The 20420-nt window shown below is 71.1% G+C and carries 20 protein-coding genes; 9 read left to right on the top strand and 11 right to left on the bottom strand.

The features are described 5' to 3' along the window. Positions 1 to 116: 116 nt before the first annotated feature. The 10 genes from AC067A_RS19205 to AC067A_RS19160 all read right to left on the bottom strand — a co-directional run bounded on the left by AC067A_RS19205 (position 117) and on the right by AC067A_RS19160 (position 10595). A complete protein-coding gene (locus AC067A_RS19205; protein ID WP_479243651.1) occupies positions 117 to 1706 on the bottom strand; it encodes a long-chain-fatty-acid--CoA ligase in 1590 nt (529 codons plus the stop codon). A gap of 76 nt (positions 1707 to 1782) precedes the next feature. Next, positions 1783 to 3489, bottom strand: a complete 1707-nt coding sequence (locus AC067A_RS19200) for an aldehyde dehydrogenase family protein (RefSeq protein ID WP_479243650.1) — start codon at positions 3487 to 3489, stop codon at positions 1783 to 1785. Between the two features lie 82 nt (positions 3490 to 3571). Beyond that, positions 3572 to 4876, bottom strand: a complete 1305-nt coding sequence (locus tag AC067A_RS19195; protein WP_479243649.1) for an MFS transporter — start codon at positions 4874 to 4876, stop codon at positions 3572 to 3574. Positions 4877 to 4926: 50 nt separating this feature from the next. Next, on the bottom strand, positions 4927 to 5850 hold the full coding sequence (locus tag AC067A_RS19190; protein ID WP_479243648.1) for a TauD/TfdA dioxygenase family protein: 924 nt from the start codon (positions 5848 to 5850) through the stop codon (positions 4927 to 4929). A gap of 121 nt (positions 5851 to 5971) precedes the next feature. Further along, positions 5972 to 6514: a TetR/AcrR family transcriptional regulator gene (locus tag AC067A_RS19185; protein ID WP_479243647.1), complete on the bottom strand. Its 543-nt coding sequence runs from the start codon at positions 6512 to 6514 to the stop codon at positions 5972 to 5974. A gap of 613 nt (positions 6515 to 7127) precedes the next feature. Then, on the bottom strand, positions 7128 to 7463 hold the full coding sequence (locus AC067A_RS19180) for a hypothetical protein (protein ID WP_479243646.1): 336 nt from the start codon (positions 7461 to 7463) through the stop codon (positions 7128 to 7130). Further along, on the bottom strand, positions 7463 to 7825 hold the full coding sequence (locus AC067A_RS19175; protein WP_479243672.1) for a CocE/NonD family hydrolase: 363 nt from the start codon (positions 7823 to 7825) through the stop codon (positions 7463 to 7465). The genes AC067A_RS19180 and AC067A_RS19175 overlap by 1 nt, the downstream gene beginning before the upstream one ends. A 196-nt stretch (positions 7826 to 8021) precedes the next feature. Then, the gene (locus AC067A_RS19170) at positions 8022 to 8591 is read right to left on the bottom strand and encodes a TetR/AcrR family transcriptional regulator (RefSeq protein WP_479243645.1); all 570 of its coding nucleotides are present in this window, start codon (positions 8589 to 8591) and stop codon (positions 8022 to 8024) included. 94 nt (positions 8592 to 8685) lie between these two features. After that, positions 8686 to 10185: an MFS transporter gene (locus AC067A_RS19165; protein ID WP_479243644.1), complete on the bottom strand. Its 1500-nt coding sequence runs from the start codon at positions 10183 to 10185 to the stop codon at positions 8686 to 8688. A gap of 242 nt (positions 10186 to 10427) precedes the next feature. After that, entirely contained in the window at positions 10428 to 10595 is a 168-nt protein-coding gene (locus AC067A_RS19160; RefSeq protein WP_479243643.1) for a hypothetical protein, read from the bottom strand. A 314-nt stretch (positions 10596 to 10909) separates the two neighbouring features. Here AC067A_RS19160 and AC067A_RS19155 point away from each other — a divergent pair, with 314 nt between their 5' ends. The 3 genes from AC067A_RS19155 to AC067A_RS19145 are packed head-to-tail and all read left to right on the top strand — an operon-like array spanning position 10910 to position 13461. Continuing rightward, entirely contained in the window at positions 10910 to 12946 is a 2037-nt protein-coding gene (locus tag AC067A_RS19155; protein ID WP_479243642.1) for a SpoIIE family protein phosphatase, read from the top strand. A 21-nt stretch (positions 12947 to 12967) separates the two neighbouring features. Then, positions 12968 to 13318 (top strand): ATP-binding cassette domain-containing protein, encoded by a 351-nt coding sequence (locus AC067A_RS19150; protein WP_479243641.1) that lies wholly within the window; start codon positions 12968 to 12970, stop codon positions 13316 to 13318. Further along, positions 13312 to 13461 (top strand): hypothetical protein, encoded by a 150-nt coding sequence (locus tag AC067A_RS19145; RefSeq protein WP_479243640.1) that lies wholly within the window; start codon positions 13312 to 13314, stop codon positions 13459 to 13461. The genes AC067A_RS19150 and AC067A_RS19145 overlap by 7 nt, the downstream gene beginning before the upstream one ends. Before the next feature lie 64 nt (positions 13462 to 13525). Here the strand turns inward: AC067A_RS19145 and AC067A_RS19140 are convergent, their stop codons facing one another. Beyond that, positions 13526 to 13768, bottom strand: a complete 243-nt coding sequence (locus tag AC067A_RS19140; protein WP_479243639.1) for a hypothetical protein — start codon at positions 13766 to 13768, stop codon at positions 13526 to 13528. 372 nt (positions 13769 to 14140) lie between these two features. Between AC067A_RS19140 and AC067A_RS19135 the strand changes: the two genes are divergently transcribed. From AC067A_RS19135 to AC067A_RS19110, 6 genes are all read left to right on the top strand, one after another. Then, on the top strand, positions 14141 to 14782 hold the full coding sequence (locus AC067A_RS19135) for a hypothetical protein (protein WP_479243638.1): 642 nt from the start codon (positions 14141 to 14143) through the stop codon (positions 14780 to 14782). Between the two features lie 110 nt (positions 14783 to 14892). Then, a complete protein-coding gene (locus AC067A_RS19130) occupies positions 14893 to 16338 on the top strand; it encodes a PepSY-associated TM helix domain-containing protein (RefSeq protein ID WP_479243637.1) in 1446 nt (481 codons plus the stop codon). Positions 16339 to 16672: 334 nt separating this feature from the next. Beyond that, complete coding sequence (locus AC067A_RS19125) at positions 16673 to 18760, top strand: LamG-like jellyroll fold domain-containing protein (RefSeq protein ID WP_479243636.1); 2088 nt, start codon at positions 16673 to 16675, stop codon at positions 18758 to 18760. A 79-nt stretch (positions 18761 to 18839) separates the two neighbouring features. After that, positions 18840 to 19019, top strand: a complete 180-nt coding sequence (locus AC067A_RS19120) for a hypothetical protein (RefSeq protein WP_479243635.1) — start codon at positions 18840 to 18842, stop codon at positions 19017 to 19019. Positions 19020 to 19057: 38 nt separating this feature from the next. Further along, positions 19058 to 19795: a hypothetical protein gene (locus tag AC067A_RS19115; protein WP_479243634.1), complete on the top strand. Its 738-nt coding sequence runs from the start codon at positions 19058 to 19060 to the stop codon at positions 19793 to 19795. Positions 19796 to 19905: 110 nt separating this feature from the next. Further along, complete coding sequence (locus AC067A_RS19110) at positions 19906 to 20418, top strand: toxin-antitoxin system, toxin component (RefSeq protein WP_479243633.1); 513 nt, start codon at positions 19906 to 19908, stop codon at positions 20416 to 20418. The last annotated feature ends 2 nt before the right edge of the window (positions 20419 to 20420 follow it).

Genomic DNA, 20420 nt, shown 5'->3' with positions numbered 1-20420 from the left:
CGGTCTTGCGCTGCGCCGCCACCGGCGGGTCCGACCGCGTAGGCCCACTGCCCCGCGTCGGCACGATTGCCCCACACGTCCGCCCTCGGCCCCTCAGGCCCGAGGGCGGACGTCGCTCATCGAACCGCGTCGGCCCCGTGGTCGTCCGGGTGGTCATCATGGTTCCTGAGTTCGCGCTTGAGGATCTTGCCGGTGGCGTTGGTGGGCAGGGAGTCGCGGAACTCCACGAGGCGGGGGTACTTGTAGCCTGCCATCTCCCCCTTGCACCAGGCGATCAGCTCGTCCTCGGTGAGTGCCGCTCCCCCGGCGCGGACCACGCAGGCCTTGATCTCCTCGCCGTGGCGGGCGTGCGGCACGCCGATGACGGCCGCCATGCTCACGGCGGGGTGGGTGAGCAGGACCTCCTCGATCTCCCGCGGGTACACGTTGAAGCCACCGCGGATGATCATGTCCTTGGCCCGGTCCACGATGTAGAACCATCCGTCGGCGTCGCGGCGTGCCAGGTCTCCGGTGCGGAACCAGCCGTTGCGCATCACCTCGGCGGTCGCCTCGGGCCGGTTGTAGTACCCCTTCATGACGTTGTGGCCGCGGACGACGATCTCGCCGATGGCGTCGGCGCCGCGGACCGGCGCCCAGTCCTTGTCGACCAGGTCGACCTCGGCGCCCCACACGGGGCGGCCGATGGAGCCGGGGCGTGCTTCTTCGCCGCGCGGGGCGAAGGTGGCCGCGGGGCTGGTCTCCGAGAGGCCGTACCCCTCCATGATGGTGACCCCGAAGCGCTCGCTGAACCGGCGGTGGATCTCGACCGGCAGCGCGGAGCCTCCCGACCCGGCCATGCGCAGGTTCCCGGCGATCCGCGACAGGTCCGCTTCGGGTGCCTTCGCTTCGAGGAGGGCCCAGTACATCGTGGGGACACCGGCGAAGAAGGTGACCGCGTGGCGCTGCATCAGGGACAGGGCGGACCGTGCGTCGAACCGCGCCAGCAGTACCAGTGTCGCCCGCGAGGCGAGACCGGCGTTCATCTGCACGACCTGGCCGAAGGAGTGGAAGAGCGGCAGGCTGATCAGGTGCACGTCGTGCTCGACCTCGCCGAACAGCTTGTGGCAGGTCAGCACGTTGAGCATCACGTTGGAGTGGGTGAGCTCAGCGCCCTTGGGGCGGCCCGTGGTGCCGGAGGTGTACAGGATGACCGCCGTGTCACCGGGCTCCGTGGCCACCGTCTCGAAGTCCGCGCCGTGGTCGGCCAACGCCGCGTCCAGGGTCTCGGCACCCGCGATCGGGGAGTTCTCGGTGGGAGAGGCGGTCATCAGGAAGAAGGCATCGCAGCCGGGAGCCTCACCGAAGCCGGACCAGCCCTCCTCGCCCGTCGGAAGGTCCGGGCCGCCCTCGAAGCAGAAGTAGGCCTTGGCCTCGGAGTCGGCCAGGTGGTAGGCGATCTCCCGGCCCTTGAGCAGCACGTTGAGCGGGACGACCACCGCGCCGGCCTTGAGGATGCCGTAGTAGACGATCGGGAACCACGGCAGGTTCGGGCAGGACAGCGCGACCTTGTCGCCCGGGCCGATGCCGCGGGCGTGCAGCAGGTTGGCCACGCGGCGGGCGGCCGCGTCCAGCTCCGCGTAGGTCAGGGTCTGGGTGCCGAGGACGACCGCCGTGCGGTCGGGCACGCTGCGGGCGCTGTTCTCCAGCAGGGCGGCGAGATTGAGCATGAAATCTCCGTAGGGGATGCTTCGGCGGGCGCCATGGGCGTCGCGTGGCGGATGCCTGGAACGCCGAGGGCCGGGGTCAGCCCCGCAGCGCGGCGGCGAAGAGTGCGGGCAGTTTCGACAGGCGCGGCGCCGCCGTGAAGCGGGTGAGTCGCTCCACCGTGGTCAGCGCCGTGCGGTGGGTCACGAAGTACGGGGGGCGCGGCGACAGCGACGGGTCGCCCGTGACCAGTCCACGCGGGGCCGGTGTGAACGGGGCGCGCAGCACGGTCTTCTCGACGTCTTCGAGCATGAACGCGTTGTGCACGAAGCCGATGCCGCTGCCGATGTCCTGGCGGGTGTGGCCGGGGAAGGCTCCCCAGGGGGTGTACCCGAGCAGGAAGCCCACGGCCGACCAGCAGTTGACGCCCAGTGTGCCGTAGCGAAGATCGGCGATCGCGGCGGCCACGGCCTCCCCGTGTGCCTTCTCGGTCCTCGGGTGGACGATCAGGGTCGCGCCGAGGGTGCCGGGCAGCGTGTCGTTGGCGAAGTCGACGGCGTGGCGCAGGAAGGCGTCCGGAGTCGCGCCGGGCAGGCGTACGACGCCGAGGGCGCTGCCGAAGACCTCGTCGAGGACGAGGAGGTCTTCGTGGTCGGTGATGTCGGGCACGAGCAGCCGGCAGCCGTCGCCGAGTTCCTCCGCCGTCGGATGCGCCGCGCGTACGGCGGCGAGCCGGTCGGCCGCGCCCGGGTAGTAGTCGGTACGCGGGGGCAGCTCGCGCAACAGCCGCCGGATCTCGTCGAGCAGCCGCTCGGTGCCGTCCCAGTCGCGGGGCAGCACCAGGATCTGGCTGGCGATGCAGTTGTGGCCGGAGTTGTTCATCTTGCCGGTGACGATGTGCTCGGCCTGGAAGCGGACGTCGGCATCGCTCCACGGGCCCGGCACCACGATGCAGGGACTGACGCCGCCCAGTTCGCTGCTGAAGGGCTTGGCGATCAGCGGGAGGTCGTCACGGCGGCGGCGCTCGGCGTCCTCGTCGGTGCCCCAGACGAGGGCGTCGTGGGTGCGGTCGCTGCCGGTGACGTGAAGGGCGTCGACGCCTGCGTGGCGGGCGAGGTAGCCGCCCTCGGCCGCGCCGCCGTCGACGAAGCGAAGCCAGCCCCGTTCGACGAACTCGGCGAAGACGTACTCGAAGTGGGGGCGCAGGTAGGCGTTGACCGGGTTCATCTTGGCGATGACGACCTGGCCCTCCACGTAGAGCTTGTGCAGGACGTCGAGCGCGGTGATGGCGGCGACGTTGCCGGCGCCGAGCACCAGGGCCAGAGCCGGGTCTCCCTGCCTGCCCCGGTACTCCCCCGCGGCGCACGCCTCCGCCTGCTCCGCCGTGACGCCGGGGCGCATCCACACCTGGGCCGTGAACCCGTTGAGCAGCAGGGCGTCCCAGGCGGTGGCGGGGAAGACGTCCACGCGGGTACGGCCGTTCTCCTCGCGGACCGTCGTGCCGTCCAGCGGGTCCTTGCCCGCGGCGATCCGTCGAAGGACGTGCAGCAGCGCCGCGGCGTTCTGGACCAGGGCCCAGGGGCCGCCGATCCAGTCCTCCGCCGCCCACGGGGAGGCCGGTCCGTACCCCTTCGCCAGGGCGGCCGCGCCGGCCATCTCGGCCGCCCGTGCGACGACGCGCGGCTGCAACCGCTCCAGGAGGGCGATGCGTTCGGTGAGTGAAGTGGCGGCCCAGGACGCGGCGTTGCCGCGCACGAGGGCCACCGTGCGATCGAGGAAGTCGGTGTCGAGGGCGCTGGTGTTCAACGTCGTTCCTTGCGAAGGTCGGGAGCCGGGACGGCGGGACCCGCTCCGAGCTCTGTGTGCGGAGCGGACGACACGCGTGGGGTCACGCGGACAGCCGGCGGGCGTCGCGGTCGGGGTCGATCAGCGTGAGGGCGGCGGTTCCGCTCAGCAGGAGCACGGCGCCGGTGATCAGGGCCGCGTGCCGGTAGCCCTCCGTACCGTGGGCGTCCACGAGGTGCCCGATCAGCGTCGGGACGATCAGGCCGGCGGTGGTCACCACGGCGTTCATGATGCCGAGGGCGCCGCCGCGACGATCGGCCGGCGCCAGTTCCGTGACGGTGGTGACGGCGACGCTGCTCATCGCTCCGGGGATCCCGAATCCCGCGACCACGAGCACGGCTGTCACGGCACCGGCCGGGGCCACCGGCAGGGCGAGGCACGCGGCCGCGCCCATGAGCAGCAGTACGCCGCCGAGGCCGCCGCGGGCCCGTCGGCTCGGGGTCCCGCGGCGCAGCAGCCATCCGGTGAGGCCGGCCTGCCCGAGCACCACGACGCCGCCCAGCCCCCAGACCAGCATCACCATCCACGTGGACCCTGCCGAGGTGTAGCCCAGGGCGTCCTGGAGGTACGAGGGCAGCCAGACGAGGGCGAAGGCGATGACCCAGTAGGTGCCGAAGTAGGCGGCCGTGGCACCGATCCAGGTGCGGGTCGCGAGGATCCGCCGGTACGGCGTCCCGAGCCCGCCCGTCGGTCCGGCCGGACCGTGCTCGGTCTCCGACGCGGCCGCGTACGGTCCCTCCCCGCCGAAGGGGATCCACAGCAGCGCCCACCCGACACCGACGAGCGCCACCGCGGCGACGGCCGAGCGCCAGCCGTGGTGCTGGATCACCCAGGTCAGTACGGGAGCGGCGACCAGGACCCCCAGGGTGATTCCCAGGACGATCACGGCCCCCGGCAGGTTGCGCCGGTGGTTGGGGAACCACGACAGGGTGGCCTGCTGGGCGACGGGGAAGGCGGGCCCCTCGGCGGCGCCCAGGAGGACACGTGAGGTGATGAGCACCGCGAGCCCTCCGCCCACCGCCAGCGGTGCCTGGGAGACGGACCACAGGACGGCCATGGCCAGAATCAGCCACTTGGGCCGTATGCGGTCCGCGAGCAGCCCCACCCCGGCCCCGGAGAGGGAGAACAGGAGGAAGAAGGCGCTGCTGGCGAGCCCGAAGGCCGACGCGGACAGGCCGAGGTCCTGGCGGATCTCCTCCGCGGCCAGACCGAGCACGGACTTGTCGGCGAAATTGATCATCATGAAGACGACGAGCAGCGCGGTGACGGTCCAAGCGCGGCGTCTCGTTCTGCTCGGCACCTTCGGGGGGCCGGCGGGCACAGCGGGTGCGACGTCGGTGTCGGTCACAAGGACTCCGCGGGGGCTGGATGGGGAGGGGAGGAGGGGCGCGAGGCCGGTCAGGCGAGCGGGACGCCCGCGATGGCGATGCGCTCCATGACACGGCGCTGCGGGAAGTAGTCGTTGATCGCGTAGTGCTGGGTGGCGATGTTGTCCCACACCGCGACCGAGCCCGCCTGCCAGCGGAAGCGCACCTGGTACTCGGGGATGCGGGCCTGGAGCACGAGCTCGTCGAGGAGTTCGCGGCTCTCCGCGTCCGACAGGCCGACGATCCGGGTGGTGAAGGGCTCGTTGACGTAGAGCAGCTTGCGGCCGGTGCGCGGATGGCGGACGACGACCGGGTGCTCGACGGCCGGCAGGTTCTCACGGAGCGCGGCGATCTGGCTCGCGGTCATCACGGCGCCCCAGCTCGGCTCCCAGTCGTGCACGGCTGTCAGCCCCTCGATCCGGGCCTTCATGGACTCGGTGAGGTTGTCGTAGGCGGCCGCCATGTCGGCCCACATGGTGTCGCCGCCGGCGGACGGGACCTCGACGGCACGCAGTACGGAGCCGAGTGCCGGCGCGGCCATGAACGAGTGGTCGCTGTGCCAGATGTTCTCGTTGCCGATGGCCATGGCGTCCTTCGCCAGGCGGGAGACGCCGTTGGAGTTGCCCTTGGGGAAGAAGGGGTTCGGTTCCGGCTGACCCCACAGGGCGGAGAACGCGAGCTGGGACTGCGGCTCGAACGCGTGCTGGTCGCGGAAGAAGAGCACCTTCCACTCCAGCAGGGCCTGCCTGAGCTCCTCCCCGAGCTCCTCGCCGATCGGGAGCGAGAGGTCGACGCCTTCGACCTCGGCGCCGATGTGCGGGGTGAGCGGGCAGATGTCCAGGAGCCGGTAGTCGGGCTGGCCCGCGTCCGGCGCGATGCGGTCGAGGGTGCGCTTCCCGTAGTGCATCAGCGGCTTGTCGAGCGCGGGGGCGGGGGTGGTGACGGCGGTGTCCATGGTTCCTGGTTCCTCCCTGACGAGGCCGAAAATCGTTACTGGGAGTATCGTTATTGGGGTACGGCAAGGCAAGAGGCCCGAGGGGAAGAAAAAGAGAGCCGGGAGCCGCCGCCGGAAGTCGTCAGCCGACCGGGCCGACGGCGCGGGCGACGAGATCGACCAGCTTGTCCACGAAACGGACGTCGGGCATCTCCTGCTCACCGATCAGCCGGAAAATCAGCGGCGCGGCCACCAACGTGGCCGCGGCACGGACATCCGTGTCCGGACCCACGTCACCGCGGGCGATCCCCCGTTCGAGGATGCGCCTCGTCTCGCTCGTGATCCGCTCGGTGTACTCCGCGTACTGCCCCCGCACCGCGCCCGCCTCGGCAGCCGCCCCGATGAGCCCCGCGATCAGCCGGTCCGAACCCGGCAGCCGGTACGCCTCCAGACGAGCGGTGAGGACGAAGCGGAGCTCGGCGCGGAAGTCACCCAGGTCCGGCACCGAAAGGATGCCGATCCGGGTCTCCGCGGCGGCGATGATCAGATCCTGCTTGGTGGGCCACCGCCGATAGATGGCGGGCTTGCTCACCCCGGCACGTGAGGCCACGGCGTCCATCGTGACCGCCCCGATCCCCTGCTCGGTGACCAGGTCCACGACCGCCTTGAGAACGGATCCGGTCACCCGCTCCTCGCGCGGGCGCCCCGGCCCTCGTACTGCCCCATCCGGTTGTCTGTCCACCATGCGCAGAGCCTACGGTCTCCGCCAGGAGCCGGACGATGTCATGGGTGGGCCTTGGAATCTTCTCGGCCCCGCGCCTCGGCCGCCACGGAGAACCTTCAGCCGACCCTGCCGGAGGCGCCTGCTGCGCCCTCGACGACAATGCGGGGCGAGGCGGACGAACCCGTGATGCGCTGTCGGCGAGCAGTCCCCGTCGCACGGGTGCTCGGCCGACACCTTGGGCCCCCTGGAAGCGGCGGCCAGCCCGCCGTTTCCCGGCGGCGGCGCAAGCACCGCTCAAGTACTGCCGACGGGCGAGGCGGGCCTCGGACGGCGAGTCGGCCGCGTGTCCGGGGGATCACCTGGGCGAGATGACGTCGACCCTGTCGCCCAGGCGATCTCCGGCGCCTCCTCCCGGGCCGGAACCACCGGCAGGACGATGCGGGACGGCTGGGCGGCGCCGTGGAAGATCTGCCGCAGGGCCACTCGGGCCGTGATCGCGTCCCGCTGTGGGCACCTCGCCGTCGCCGGTCAAGCCCTGGAACCAGTCGGGCACGCGCCGCCCGGTGGGCTGGGTTCACGGACCCGCGGGCAGCGTGACCGGCCTGCCGGCCCGGCACACGGCGGTGAAGCAGTCGACCGCACCCCGGCTGAAGATGTCGTACCAGCCGCCGACCCGGAAGGCGGGCAAGCCGACCTCATCGTGCAGTCCGGCGACGCGGCAGGGCCGCGCCCGGCCGAACTCCCGCCGGAAACGCTCGTAGCCGAGCTCAGGGAGGTCACACCGGGCGAACGCGGGAAACCGCCCCGCGGGCAGCTCCGCGCAGCGGTCGTTCATCAGGCCGGCGAGATCCGGTACGAGCCGGGTGATGCCGCTCACGAGCCTGTTCGGGTCGGTGCGGTGACGCCGCATCAGGGCGTCCTGCGTAAGGAGCCCGGGTGCCGGCGTCCTGCGTAAGGAGCCCGGGTGCCGGCGTCCTGCGTAAGGAGCCAGGGTGCGGTGATGCCGAGCTCGATCACGCGACCGCGCGTCCCACAGCCGTCATCCGGATCGGACCACGCGCTCCGCGGCGCGATCGCCTTCAGCTCCGGCAGCTTCGACAGCTCCGCCATCCACTGGGCGTTGCCGAATCGACCGACGCCGATCAGGCCGACGGAGCCGTTCGGGCCGGGAAGGGCCGCGGCCCACCGTGCGGTGTCGTAACCGTCGCGCTCTTCATGCGTCCACGGCTCCCACTCGCCCTCGGAGGCGAACCGGCCCCGGGTGTCCTGAATGACCCTCGGAGGGCAGGCGTCAGCCGGCCAGACGGTCGAGCTTGCGGATCCGCTTGTCGAGGATCCCGGCGGGAGCCATGCGGCGGAGCATGCTCGCGCGCCCGGCCACGAGACCGGCGGCGTACCGCAGCTTCGGCTTCGGGTCGGGCGGCTCGCAGGGCGCCTCGGCTCGCGAGGCCGCTCGAAGAGGGGTGCGTCAGCGCACGCCTGCCGCATCGAGCAGGGTGGCCACGGTGGGCGCGATGAGCCCGGTCAGCTTGTCGGCCTGGATTCCCGCGCGGGCGCTGGCACCGTCGAAGACCAGGCTGAGCTGCCGGGCCAGCAGGTCGGGATCCTGCGCGCCGCCCTTTTCGGCCTCCGTGCGGAAGAACGCCGTCAGGTTCGCCTTGATCCGGTGGGCCACCCGGCTCGCGGGGTGGCTCTGATCCTTGAGTTCGATCTGGACCGCCAGGTACCGACAGCCCCGGAACTCGGGCGCGCCCGCCTGCCGTTCCACCTGCTCGAAGACGTACAGGATCCGCTCGCGGGGCGATCGACCGTCATCCACCGCGGGCAGGAGCCCGGCCACGAAGGCGGAGGCGCGCTCCTCAAGGCTTGCCGCCAGCAGCTCGTCCTTGCTCTCGAACAACTGGTACATGGAGCGCTTCGACACCCCTGCCGCCTTGCACAGCGCCTCGATGCCGATGCCGACGCCGTCCCGATAGGTCAGTGCGGCTGCCGCCTCCAACAGGCGCTCTCTGGAGCTCGGCTTCACTTGGGTGGTCATAGGACGAGGCTAACTCGAATCGCACGAAATAAAAACCGATCGGTTTCCAGGGGTGTCGGGGCGCTGCGATCAACCGCGCCCCGACGATTCCTGCTCAGTGAGCCATCACGGGCTCGCCCTCCGACGGAGCCAGAGCCCGATTCGGAATCAGGAACGCCGCAAGCACCGCGCCGACCACGAAGATCCCGGCGCCCCACGCCAGAGTGGCCGTGTAGCCCTCGACCCCGGCCTGCGCCGCGGTCAGCGCGCCGGGCTTGTGCGAGGACAGGTAGTCGGTCGCGGCCGATGAGGCGACGGTGGTCAGCAGCGCCGTGCTGATCGAGCCACCCATCTGCTGGCTGGTGTTGATCAGCGCCGAGGCGACGCCCGTGTCCTCGTGGTGCACCCCCGCGGTGGCGCCCTGGAACGCGGTGGTCATCACTCCCCCGAGGCCGAGCCCCAGAAGGATCATGCCGGGCATGATGTCGGCGACGTAGCCGCTGTCCAGTGCGAGCCGGTTCAGCAGGGCCATGCCGGCCGCGGCGACCAGGAAGCCGGCGCTGACCACGATCTTCGGGCCGACCCTGGGCAGCAGCAGCGAAGGTGCCGTGGTCGACGCGGCCACGATGCCCCCGACCATCGGCAGGAACGCCAGACCCGTCTTGATCGGCGAGTAGCCGATGCCGGCCTCCAGGTAGTAGGTCAGGAACAGGAAGATCGAGAACATCCCCATGCCCACGACGAACACCGCCAGGAACGAGCCGCCGCGGGTCCGGTCCAGCACGAGTCGCAGCGGCAGCAGCGGATTCGCGACCCTGGACTGCAACCACACGAATACCGCGAGCAGCACCACACCGACGGTCATGGAGCCGAGGGTGACGGGGTCGGTCCAGCTGGTGGATTCGACGTGCGCGAACCCGTAGACGACGGCGAACAGCGCGGCGCTCACCACGATGGTGCCCGGCATGTCGAGTTTGGGCCGCTCGGTGACCGCAGGCTTGGCCGGCAGCAGCAGCGCACCGACCAGCGCGACGGCCGCGAAGACGACGTTCACGTACATCACCCAGCGCCACGACACCCATTCGGTGAGCATGCCGCCCAGCAGTAGCCCGATCGCGCCACCCGCACCGGACAGCGCGCTGAAGATGCCGAAGGCCTTCGCCCTCTCGGACCGTTGGGTGAAGGTCACGCTGAGCAGCGAGAGGGCCGCGGGTGCCAGCAGCGCGGCGAAGAGGCCCTGGGCCACACGTGCCGCGACGAGTATTTCGAAGCTCGCGGCCGCGCCACCGACAACGGACGCGCCCGCGAAACCGATCAGGCCGGTCACGAAGGTGGTACGTCGACCGAACAGGTCACCGAGTCGGCCGCCGAGCAACAGCAGGCTGCCGAACGCCAGCGCGTAGCCCGTGATCACCCATTGCCGGCTGCCGTCGCCGAAACCGAGGTCGTGTTGCGCTGCGGGCAGCGCGATGTTCACCACGGTCGCATCGAGCGTGACCATGAGCTGCGCCACGCCCAGGACGACAAGCACCCACCAGCGCACGGCATGTGAGCCGCGGCGGCCCGAGTCTGTTTTCCCGGAGGCGGGCGCCCCTCGGTCGAAGGTGGTACTCACTTTTCCCCTTTGTCGCCGGGCATGGACCGAACACCGAGCGGAAACCGATCGGTTTCCAGTGAGGGAAACAGATCGGTTTCCACAATGCAAGTCGGCAGGCGGGCTCCGATCACCGGCCACCACGGTCAGCCGCACGAGGCCGCCGCCCCGGCGAGGGCCTGGCGGGCGGTCGGCAGGTCCAGCCCGCAGACCGCTTGCGCGGCCTGCGCAGCTCCTCCCGCCCCTGCGGGCTCAACGGGCACTCACCGCCCGCACCCGAAGCCGCCGCGGCCCTCGACCGCGCGGTCCACCGGCCCGGCGATTCCGGGTCGACTCCCCGCTCGCGCCACCGCCGGTACGCGCCGCCCGCCGGACTCCACCACCGCGACCGCGTCCTGCTCGAACTCCCCCGAGTACCTCGCAATACCCATGAGGCCACCCTCGCCGCGGTCACCTGGACCCCGCCCGGAACCGCGGGTACGGGCGATGGGGCCGGCGGCCGTTTCGCTCCCTCTTCGGCACCGGCCGCGGCCTTGCGGCCCGTAGCCTCGTCACGCACAGCGCACCCCCACCTGCTGCTGTCGTGATGTCCGAACCTCGGACGGCGAGCAGAATTGACGTGAGGTCCCCGTCCGCCGACGAGTGGCGCACTCGGCTTCCGCATGTGCGCGTGGAAGGGCAACTGGTGTCATCGAATCCAACGGGGGCGCAGGATCCCGGGCCGGTCTGGTCGGAGCCGGGAACCTTGCTGGAGCACGTGGCCGTCGCCGTGCTCGGGATGGATGACGAGGACCGGATCTGCTACTGGGGACCCGGCGCGCAGAGGCTTTTCGGATACGAGGCCGACGACGTCCTTTCCAAGCCCGCCGCAACCCTCTTCCCCGCCGCCCCCACGGACGGGACCAGTGCGGCGGAACGGCTCGCGGAACGTGGCCGCACCCTGGGTTACTGGCGGGTAAGAATGCCCGCCCTGCACCGGGACGGCACGGTCTTCGACTGCGGATTCCGGGTCTTCCCGGTGACGGGCGGTCAAGGCCGCACCGTCATCGTCGGCCTGGCCAGCAGGGGCGACGAACTCGACCGGGTGAAGACCAACCTCGCCTTTCTCGACGCGCTCTTCGAGACCTGCCCGATCGGACTCGTCATGCTCGACGAGGACCTGCGCTACGTCCACCTCAACCAGGCCCTCGCCGACATGGACGGCATCCCGATCGAGGACCACATCGGGCGCAGCATGGAAGACTTCATGATCACGTCCGACGGCGGCGAGTACCGGCGCATGCTGCACGCCGTCGCCGACGGGGGGCGGCCCGTCGTGAGCGCGCTGGTCGTTCTTCGCACGCCGGGCCGTCCCGACCGGGACCAAGTGCGGTCGGTGAGCTTCTTCCCGTTGAGCCAGGCGGGCGATACGCGGCCGGGATTGGGCGGTCTCCTCGTGGACGTCACCGACCGCGAGCAGGCCATCGTGGAAGCGACGGCCGGACGGCAGCGGCTGGCTCTGCTGGACCGGGCCGCGGCCCGGATCGGCACCACGCTGGACGTGGACGTCACCGCCCGTGAGCTGGTCGAAGCGGCCGTTCCGGAGTTCGCCGACGCCTCCGTCGTGGAAGTCGTGGAGTGGATGGACGAACCCGAGGTGTTCGACCCGGACCTCCCCCTGGTCACGCGACGGATCGCATCCGGCACCAGTCTGCCGCCCCCGGCACCCGAACTCGTCGGCGGACTGGAGCGCGTGACGTACCCGCCGGGCTCGACGATCCACGAGACACTGAGAACGGGTCTGCCCGTCTGCGTCCCCGTGAACGATGAGTTCATGACACGGACCGTGATCCACCAGGCCCGCAGCCAGTTGCTGATCGACAGCGGCCTGACCTGCCTTCTCATCGCTCCCCTCATCGCCCGGGGCAAGGTCCAGGGAATCACCATGTTCGGCCGCTCCGCCGCCCGCCCGGCCTTCACCGAGCAGGACCTCAGCTTGGCCGGCGAACTCGCCTCGCGCGCCGCCCTGTGCCTGGACAACGCCCGTCTCTACAGCCAGGTCCAGGAGATCGCGCTCACCCTCCAGCGCGCGCTGCTCCCCACCGCCGTGGCGACCAACCCGTCCCTGCGCATCGCCCACCGCTACCTCCCCGGCAGCCACCTCACGGAGGTCGGGGGCGACTGGTACGACGTGATCGACCTGCCGGGCGGCCGGGTGGCCCTCGTGGTCGGCGACGTCATGGGACACGGCGTACCGGCGGCCGCGGCGATGGGCAGGCTACGGATCACCGCCAAGGCGCTGGCCCGCCAGAACCTGGAACCCGACAGCCTCCTCATGGAACTCGACGCCTGTGTCCAGGAAGCGGGCATCGAGCTGGCGACCTGTCTCTACATCCACTACGACCCCGCGACGGGCCGCGCCCGCATCGCGAACGCCGGCCACCCCCCGCCCCTCGTACGCGAACCGAACGGCTCGGTGAGGATCATCGACAACGGGCCGGGGGTCCCCCTCGGTGTCGGCGGCTTCCCCTTCGGCACGCTCGAGATCGCACTCCAGGAGGGCGACATCCTGGCCCTCTACACCGATGGGCTCATCGAGGCGCGCGGCAAGGACATCGACGAGGGCATCGGAGCACTCCGCACCCAACTGGCTTGTGCTACTGGCACGTTGGACGATACGGCCGACAGCATCCTCACGCACCTGCTGCCGGCCGGCCCGAGCGACGACACCGTGCTCCTCCTCGCCCAGGTCACTGAGCCTAGCCATCCATCGGCCCCGAGACCGACGGACGACGACGCCTGAGTCCGGGCGGGCCGAAGACGCGTGGGACACGACGGACTTCGGCCCCGGGCACCGGGCACCGAGTCTTACGTGAATTGCGTCGCAGAGGTCAGCTGCCTGCGCGGCCGCAACGAGGCCGTCGTGGGGGTGGATCTGGAGATCGCGGCCGGTGAACGCGTCGCGCTGACCGGCACGAACGGGTCCGGGAAGACGACGCTGCTGCGCGCGGTCCTCGGGCTGCACCGGCACACGAGCGGTTCCATCGAGGTCGGCGGGCGTGACTCTGGTACGAGACGACATCGAAGCCCTGGCCGACGGCCGTACGCCTCGCCCGGCGCGCCCTGGGCGCGATCCGCGCCAACTTGGCCTGGGCCTTCGGCTACAACATGGTGACCGTACCCCTGGCCATGGTGGGCCTGCTCAACCCGATGCTCGCGGCCGCGGCGATGTCGGCGAGCTCGCTGCTGGTGGTCGGCAACAGTCTGCGCCTGCGCGCCTGGCAGCCTTCGTCGGCACCGCGCCGCCGAAGGCGATGACGCCGGCGAACGCCGGCGGCCCGCCCGGAGCAGTACCGGGGCGAGCCGTCGACGGGCGCGCCCGTCAGGCCGGGGAGGCTGCCGGGGCGAGAGCCCCCGGGACGGCCAGACGGTCCAGCGCGCCGGCCTTGGCCTGGGCCACGAGGTCGGCGAACTGTTCCTCGCTCATCTGCACGTGCTGTCCGAAGTCGTCGGTGATGCGGATGCGCCTGTCCTCGGGGGCATCGACATCCACGAAGAGCTGCGGGCACCCGCAGTCACACTTTCCGCAGAAGGTCGCGATCGGTTCCGGACTCGTCTCGGGCATGTGCGCCACCTCGCCGTTTCGGGATTCGTGGTCGTTCCGGCACGTCAAGGCTGCCCAGCAGCCGATCTCGGCCAAACCGGTCCCACACATGAGGAAAAGCACCAGGGTGCCGGGGAACCGAGCAGGGCTGTCACGCGACTGCATGCCCTGTCCGCAACCATCCAGTCTCGCCCGCTCCGTCCCTTATATCTCGGCTGTGATTCCGCCCACCCTGATGCCTTGCCCTCGGGCTCGAAAGACCGCCGTGCGAGGCACGTAGAGCGCAACACCCGCCCGCCATGGGCATGATGATCGCGCGCGGCGTCCTCCGGCCGGGAGCATCGCTTCAGGCGGCACGCCGAGGACAGGCCGGCCGACCGATACCTTGTGCCGGTGCACGGACGGGGCAGCTGGCTGACGCGGACTTCGAAGGGTCTGCTCTGCGCTTCCGCCTGCCTGTTTCTGGGTGCGATCAGCCACGTCGCCGCCGGAGGGTCGCTGCCGGACGCCAGGGACCTCGGAGTCGTCTTCGCGGGCCTGACCTTGCTGGGCACCGTCCTCTTCGGCGGCCGCCGCCGGCGCTTCGACGTGACCACCGCCGTCCTGGGCACGACCCAGTTCGGCCTCCACCTGGTCCTCCACCGGCTGTCGATGGTGCCGCTCGCGGGCGACGAGGACGGGCACGCCACGACCGGCCACCCTCCCGGCGCACACGCGCACCTGCACATGCACATGCACATGCAGACGGCGGAGACGGCCCACTCAAGCTCCGCGCACACCATGACCGCCCCGATGACGGCGGCACACGCCCTGGCCACGCTGGGAACCGCGCTGTGCGTCGTCCACGGGGAACGGGTCCTGCTGCGGCTCGCCGCCCTGGTCCTGCCCCGCCTCGGCCTCGCCGACCTCGCGCTCTGCCCCCTACCGCCCACGCGCCGGACGCCGGCACCGTTCACGGGCGGCCATGTCCGACTCCGCGTGCTTCTGGCCCGGTGCCGCCCCCGACGAGGGCCTCCCCTGGTGATCCCGGCCTGATCGCCCGTACGCGATCACGACACCCGCCCTTGTGGCGGCTCCCTCACCACTTATCGGCTTCGTCGTACGCGCGCGTCGAGACGCCGCGCGTACCCCCAGGGGAAACACTCATGTCTTCGACCATTGATCAGGACCCGCAGAGAACGGCCTCCGCCACGGAGGCGACACCCGCCGGACGGTCCTGGCAGGGCATACGGGCCCTGCTGGTCCGGCTCCACTTCTACGCCGGGGTGTTCGTCGCCCCGTTCCTCCTCGTCGCCGCGCTCACCGGCCTCGTCTACACCTTCACCCCGCAGCTCGACCAGCTCGTCTACGGCGACCAGCTGCGCGTCGAACAGGTCGGCGACCGGCCCCGCCCGCTGTCCGAGCAGATCGCCGCGGCCCGCGCCGCGCACCCGGAGGGCACCCTGTCCTCCGTCATCACCCCCGCCGATCCGGAGGACACCACGCGCGTGGTGCTGTCCGTTCCCGAGCTGGGCGAGAAGCAGCGCACGGTCTTCGTCGACCCGTACACCGCGAAGGTGCGGGGCGACATCACCACCTGGTTCGGCTCGACGCCGCTGACCACCTGGCTCGACGACCTGCACCGCAACCTGCACCTCGGTGAGACGGGCCGCCTCTACTCCGAGGTCGCCGCGAGCTGGCTGTGGGTGCTCGTCGCGGGCGGCCTGATCCTGTGGCTCGGCCGCAGCCGCGGTCAGCGCGCGAAGTCCGCGAAGGGCGTCCTCCTCCCCGACCGCACCGCCCGCGGCGTACGACGGACGCGCGGCTTCCACGCCGCGACCGGCGTCTGGCTCGCCTTCGGCCTGCTCTTCCTCAGCGCCACCGGCCTGACCTGGTCCCAGTACTCCGGCGAGCGCTTCGGGCAGCTGCTCGACGCCGCCAAGGGGCACGCGCCGGAACTGGACACCGTGCTGCCCGGCGCGCAGCCTCCGGCCGCGGAGGCGGGCGGAGAACACGCCGGACACGCCGGACACGGCGGGCACGCGAAGCCCGCCGACCCCGATCCGGCCGCCTTCGACACGGCCCTCGCCACCGCCCGGAAGACGGGCCTGGCCGGCACCGTCGAACTGACGCCGCCCGCCGACGCCTCCAGCGCGTGGGTCGTCGCACAGACGGACGACGTCTGGCCGGTCCATTACGACCGGGTCGCCGTGGACACCGCCAAGGGCGAGGTCACCGCCCACACCCGCTGGGCGGACTACCCGCTCCTGGCCAAGCTGAGCAAGCTCGGCGTCCAGGGCCACATGGGCGTGCTCTTCGGCATCGTCAACCAGATCGTCCTGGCCGTCGTGGCCCTCGGCCTGATCCTCATCACCTTCTGGGGCTACCGCATGTGGTGGCAGCGCCGCCCGACCCGCGAGGACCGCGCCGCCCTCCTCGGCAAGGCCCCCGCCCGCGGCGCCTGGCGTCGCCTGCCCGTACCCGCGCTCGTCCTCGGCACCCCGGCCGTCGCCGCGCTGTGCTGGGCCCTGCCCGTCCTCGGCTGCACGCTGCTCGCCTTCTTGGCGGTGGACGTGATCGCCGGCCTGGTCCGACGCGGCCGGACGGCCTGACACACCCGGGGAGGGCGTACGAGACCGCGCCCTCCCCACCCGAGAACTCCCGACACCGGCACGTCGCGCGGGAGCGAATCACCTGGCCCCGCTGACGCCCAAGGGTGCCCGCATGATCCGCGACGTGGAGCCCGAACCGGCTGCCTCTTCACGGCAACTCGTCGATGTCGCATACCGGGACGGCCTGGAAGTATTGCCCGGCGGACGGCCACGATCGGCTCGGGAACGTCGACCTCGCATCGGCCGGCCCTTCGACCCCACCAGGGCGCCGACGCCTCCGTGCCCAGCTCACACCGCCCGTTGAACTGGTGGTCGCGGAACTATCCTCCTGCGCATGCACCTACAAAGATCGAAGTCGTGGCGCCGCGTCATAGGCGCTGTCGCCGCGGCCGTTCTCCTCGGCGCCGGACAAGCCGCCGCCCTGGAGACCACTCCCGGTGATCCGACGAACAGCGCCTACACTTTCGAGCCGCTGCGCGTGATGACCTGGAACGTCTGCGGCGAGGCCGGTGGTCTCGGCCCGTGGTCCACCGGATACTGCCCGGACCGCAACACGCGGCTGCCTGACGACTCCGACACTTTGAAGAAGGCTTACGACGTCGCCAACCTCATCAACCAGGAGAACTTGGACGCCGTCCTGCTCCAAGAGGTGTGCGGGGGAACGCTGAACAGCACCAAAGCCGGCCTGCCCGACAACCCCAGCCAGCTCGACCAGATCCTCCGCCTGCTGACCCCGGCCGGGGCCTGGACGGCTGTGTCGGCGGTCACCCCGCGTTCCTCCGACGGCAAGTCCTTCTGCCGCAACACCCTCTCGGGCGACGTGAGCATGGCGATTTTGGTGAAGGGCGACGTCGAGTGGTCCCGCGAGACGCCCCTGCCCGTGCCGGCCGGGGCACAGCAGAACCCGGGCAAGGTCCTTTGCGCGGGAGTGGCCGGGTGGGAGACCCACCTGTGCACCACGCATCTCACCAACTACGGTGATCTCCCTGACGATGCGGCCGCCTACCAGGCGCAGATCGACACCGTCGCCGGCCAGGTGGACGACTTCCGCTCCGTGATCCTCGGCGGGGACTTCAACACCCGCCAGAAGGAACGGCTGCAGCCGCTCTACCGGACCATGGCCGAATGCGACCAGCAGTCCCATCACGCCGGTGATGTCCCGAACGGGATCACCAAGGTCACCAACAGCTGGACCGCGGCCCCGGACGGCTCCACCGTCCCGCAGGGCTCCCTCGTGCAGGGCGCCACCCAGACCTCCAAGATCGACTACCTCTTCGCCACCGCCGGTTTCGGAGCCTGCGGCTCCCGGCCCGACCTTGCAGACAGCGCCGACTACTCCTACGCGGCCCAGCCCGACTGCCTCTACTCCGAGACCACCAGGGCGTCCTGCGTACCGAACGGCACATCCGACCATGCCCCGCTCCTCGGTTCGGTGAGCGGCGGCCCGCGTCTGCACTGGTCGTTGCGGGACGCCTCGAGCCACTCCGGAACCGTCAAGGGCGGCGTCGGGTGGGGTCCCGACCACGGAGGTACGGCCGTCCTGGACGGATCCACCGGGGAGATCGTCACCAGCGGTCCCGTCGTGGACACCACCCGAAGCTTCACCGTCTCCGCATGGGCCAAAGTGGACGCCGGGGCAGGTACGTCGGTGGTCCTGGCCCAGGACGGCTCCGTCATCAGCGGCATGATGCTCTGGTTCAACCAGCCCGACAGCACCTGGCGGTTCGGCCTGCCCAGATCCGACAGCCCCACCTGGAGCGTGCACCAGGCCATCTCCGCGACAGCCGCTGTTCCAGGCCGCTGGACCCACCTCACGGGCACATTCGACGCGTCGAGCGGGGCCGTCACCCTCTACGTGGACGGCGTGCTCGCCGGCTCCACGAACCATCCGGATCCCTGGCAGTCCGAGGGTCCCTTCACCGTCGGCCGGGACAAGGTCTCCGGACGCTCCAACGGGTTCTGGAAGGGCTCCATCCAGGCGGTCAAGGTGTACGACTACCCGATGACCGCCGCGCAGGTCGCCTCGGCGTCGGGCTCGCTCACCGCCCCCACCCGCACCGCCACCGCCCCTGCGACCGACAAGAACGGATCAGGTTGCCACGTCGGCAGCTACTCCGCCGGTGACTTCGGCACCGTCTCCTCCACCACCCCGGATCTGACGGCGCACGTCTCCCACCCGAATCCCTCACGAGAGGTCTGGGCCGAGTTCTCCATCTGGGACAACACCGACTCCACCCAGCCGATCCGGCTCGGCGGCCCTGGGTCGGCGAGCGGCAGGGTGACAGGGGACGGCACGGTCTCCGTCCGACCGACGCTGACCGCGGGACACAAGTACGGGTGGTACGCCCGTACTGTGGACGGCTCGTCAAGCCCGTCGCCGACCAGCGCCGTCTGCCACTTCACCGTGGCAACAGCCCCGTAGAGACCCAGAAGCCGGAGGGGCTCAGCCGGCTTCATCCGTGAGGACGCCGACCGCGCGTACTTCCCGCCACGCTCTGCACGTGTCCGAGGTGCGCTTCGCCCCGGACGCCACCGGCGGGGCGGTCCTGGAGCAGGAGGCACGACGGCTGCTGCCGTTCTTGGGCGATCCGACGGTGACCGCCGTCGATGGTGAAGAGGCCGATCTCGCCGGTCGTCGTGGCCCGGGTGGCAACCGCCGACGGGTCAAAGGCGGTTGCTAGCCTTGCGGGACCTCGTCCGATGACCGCCGGGAGTTGTTGTGAGTGATGGGCCCGCTCAGGACCTGATGGGCACGGTGCGTCGGATCGACTCGCTGTTGGAGCGCATGGGACTGGACCGCGCCGACGTGTTGCGCGTGGAGGGCGAGGGTGGGCTCTCGTACGCCTCCGGGGTGCCCGTGGAGGAGGTGCGGGAGCTGCTGCGCGGTGAACCGTCCGCCGCGGCCGGGAGCGAGGCGGACGTGGTCGAGGCGCGTCACCGGCGCGTGGTCGAGCGGATCCTGTTCCTGCGCGCGACGCGGCTGCGCGCGTCCCCGGACGGCGGCAGGCGGGCCCATTCCCTGGCGGAGATCGCGGCCGGCGCGGGCACGAGCGCCCAGTGGCTCGACAAGATGATCAAGACGGGCCGTGCTCCGAACCTCAACCACGCCGCCGGGATCGCGGGATTCTTCGGGGAGAAGATCGAGTTTCTGGTCGCCGAGCCGGCCGAGGCGCTGGACCGCGTCCTCCAGCAGATCCACAAGGATCTCCTGGAGCGGACCGTGGAACGCCAGGACCAGGACCTGCGGCGCCTGCGCACCGTGGGTCCGACGAGCGAGGTGGATCCCTCGCTCGGCGTGGTCGCGTACGCCGCCCGGGCGCTGGCCGACGTACCGGACGACACCGCTCAGCCCCTGATCGCCCTGATCGAGTCCGTCGCGCGGCGTTCCCGGGAGGAGCGCGCCCGGGAGGCCCGCGCGGCTCTCGAAGCCGGGTTGGTGCACAATGACGTCGATTGATCGCGGCGTGGACCCCACGGCTCACCAGCGGTAGCGCGCAGAAGCGATGCAGGGGGGCCGGTCCATCCGGCACGAGTGACGGGTGGCACGGGGTGGGGGTCTCGCGCGAGATGAAGCGGTATCGCGACGCGCTGGTCATGGGGCTGCCGCAGCCGGTTCCCGAGCAGCCGGTCGAGTTGCTGAAGGCGATCTGCGCGTGCGCGGCCCGGTGCAGCGGGCGGGAACTGCGGTTGATGTTCGAGGAGTTCCCGCCGGGCTCGGTGACGGGTCTGTGGCTGGACATGGGCGACTACGACCTGATCGTCCTCGAGGCGAACACGTCCCCCCTGCACCAGGTCGTGATCCTGGGGCACGAGCTGTGGCATCTCAAGGAGGGTCACTGCGGTCACGGCAGCGCGGCCGGTGCGACGGCCGCGGCCCGCATGCTGGGGGACCGCTGGAGCCTCGCCGACGCGGTCGGCCATGTCGCCGCCCGTACGGAGCCGGACCTCGAGGAGGAGCGGCGCGCGGAGAAGTTCGGCCGGATGCTGGCCGACCGGGTCAGGGCCCGGCTGGAGCGCAGGCGTGGCACGCCCCCCTCCGGCGGAGTGTCCGGCCGTATCTGGGCGTCGTTCAGAGGATGACG

It is taken from the genome of Streptomyces sp. NPDC043176 (genome assembly GCF_056436715.1).
Note: the sequence above shows the minus strand (reverse complement) of the source record. Positions and strands in the feature narration are given on the sequence as shown.

Bases quoted from the DNA above. Each gene is read 5' to 3' on its own strand.
- AC067A_RS19205 (WP_479243651.1), bottom strand. From the start codon at position 1,706: ATGCTCAATCTCGCCGCCCTGCTGGAGAACAGCGCCCGCAGCGTGCCC.
- AC067A_RS19190 (WP_479243648.1), bottom strand. From the start codon at position 5,850: ATGGACACCGCCGTCACCACCCCCGCCCCCGCGCTCGACAAGCCGCTG.
- AC067A_RS19180 (WP_479243646.1), bottom strand. From the start codon at position 7,463: ATGCGGCGTCACCGCACCGACCCGAACAGGCTCGTGAGCGGCATCACC.
- AC067A_RS19170 (WP_479243645.1), bottom strand. From the start codon at position 8,591: ATGACCACCCAAGTGAAGCCGAGCTCCAGAGAGCGCCTGTTGGAGGCG.
- AC067A_RS19160 (WP_479243643.1), bottom strand. From the start codon at position 10,595: ATGGGTATTGCGAGGTACTCGGGGGAGTTCGAGCAGGACGCGGTCGCG.
- AC067A_RS19145 (WP_479243640.1), top strand. From the start codon at position 13,312: ATGGTGACCGTACCCCTGGCCATGGTGGGCCTGCTCAACCCGATGCTC.
- AC067A_RS19140 (WP_479243639.1), bottom strand. From the start codon at position 13,768: ATGCCCGAGACGAGTCCGGAACCGATCGCGACCTTCTGCGGAAAGTGT.
- AC067A_RS19130 (WP_479243637.1), top strand. From the start codon at position 14,893: ATGTCTTCGACCATTGATCAGGACCCGCAGAGAACGGCCTCCGCCACG.
- AC067A_RS19125 (WP_479243636.1), top strand. From the start codon at position 16,673: ATGCACCTACAAAGATCGAAGTCGTGGCGCCGCGTCATAGGCGCTGTC.
- AC067A_RS19110 (WP_479243633.1), top strand. From the start codon at position 19,906: ATGAAGCGGTATCGCGACGCGCTGGTCATGGGGCTGCCGCAGCCGGTT.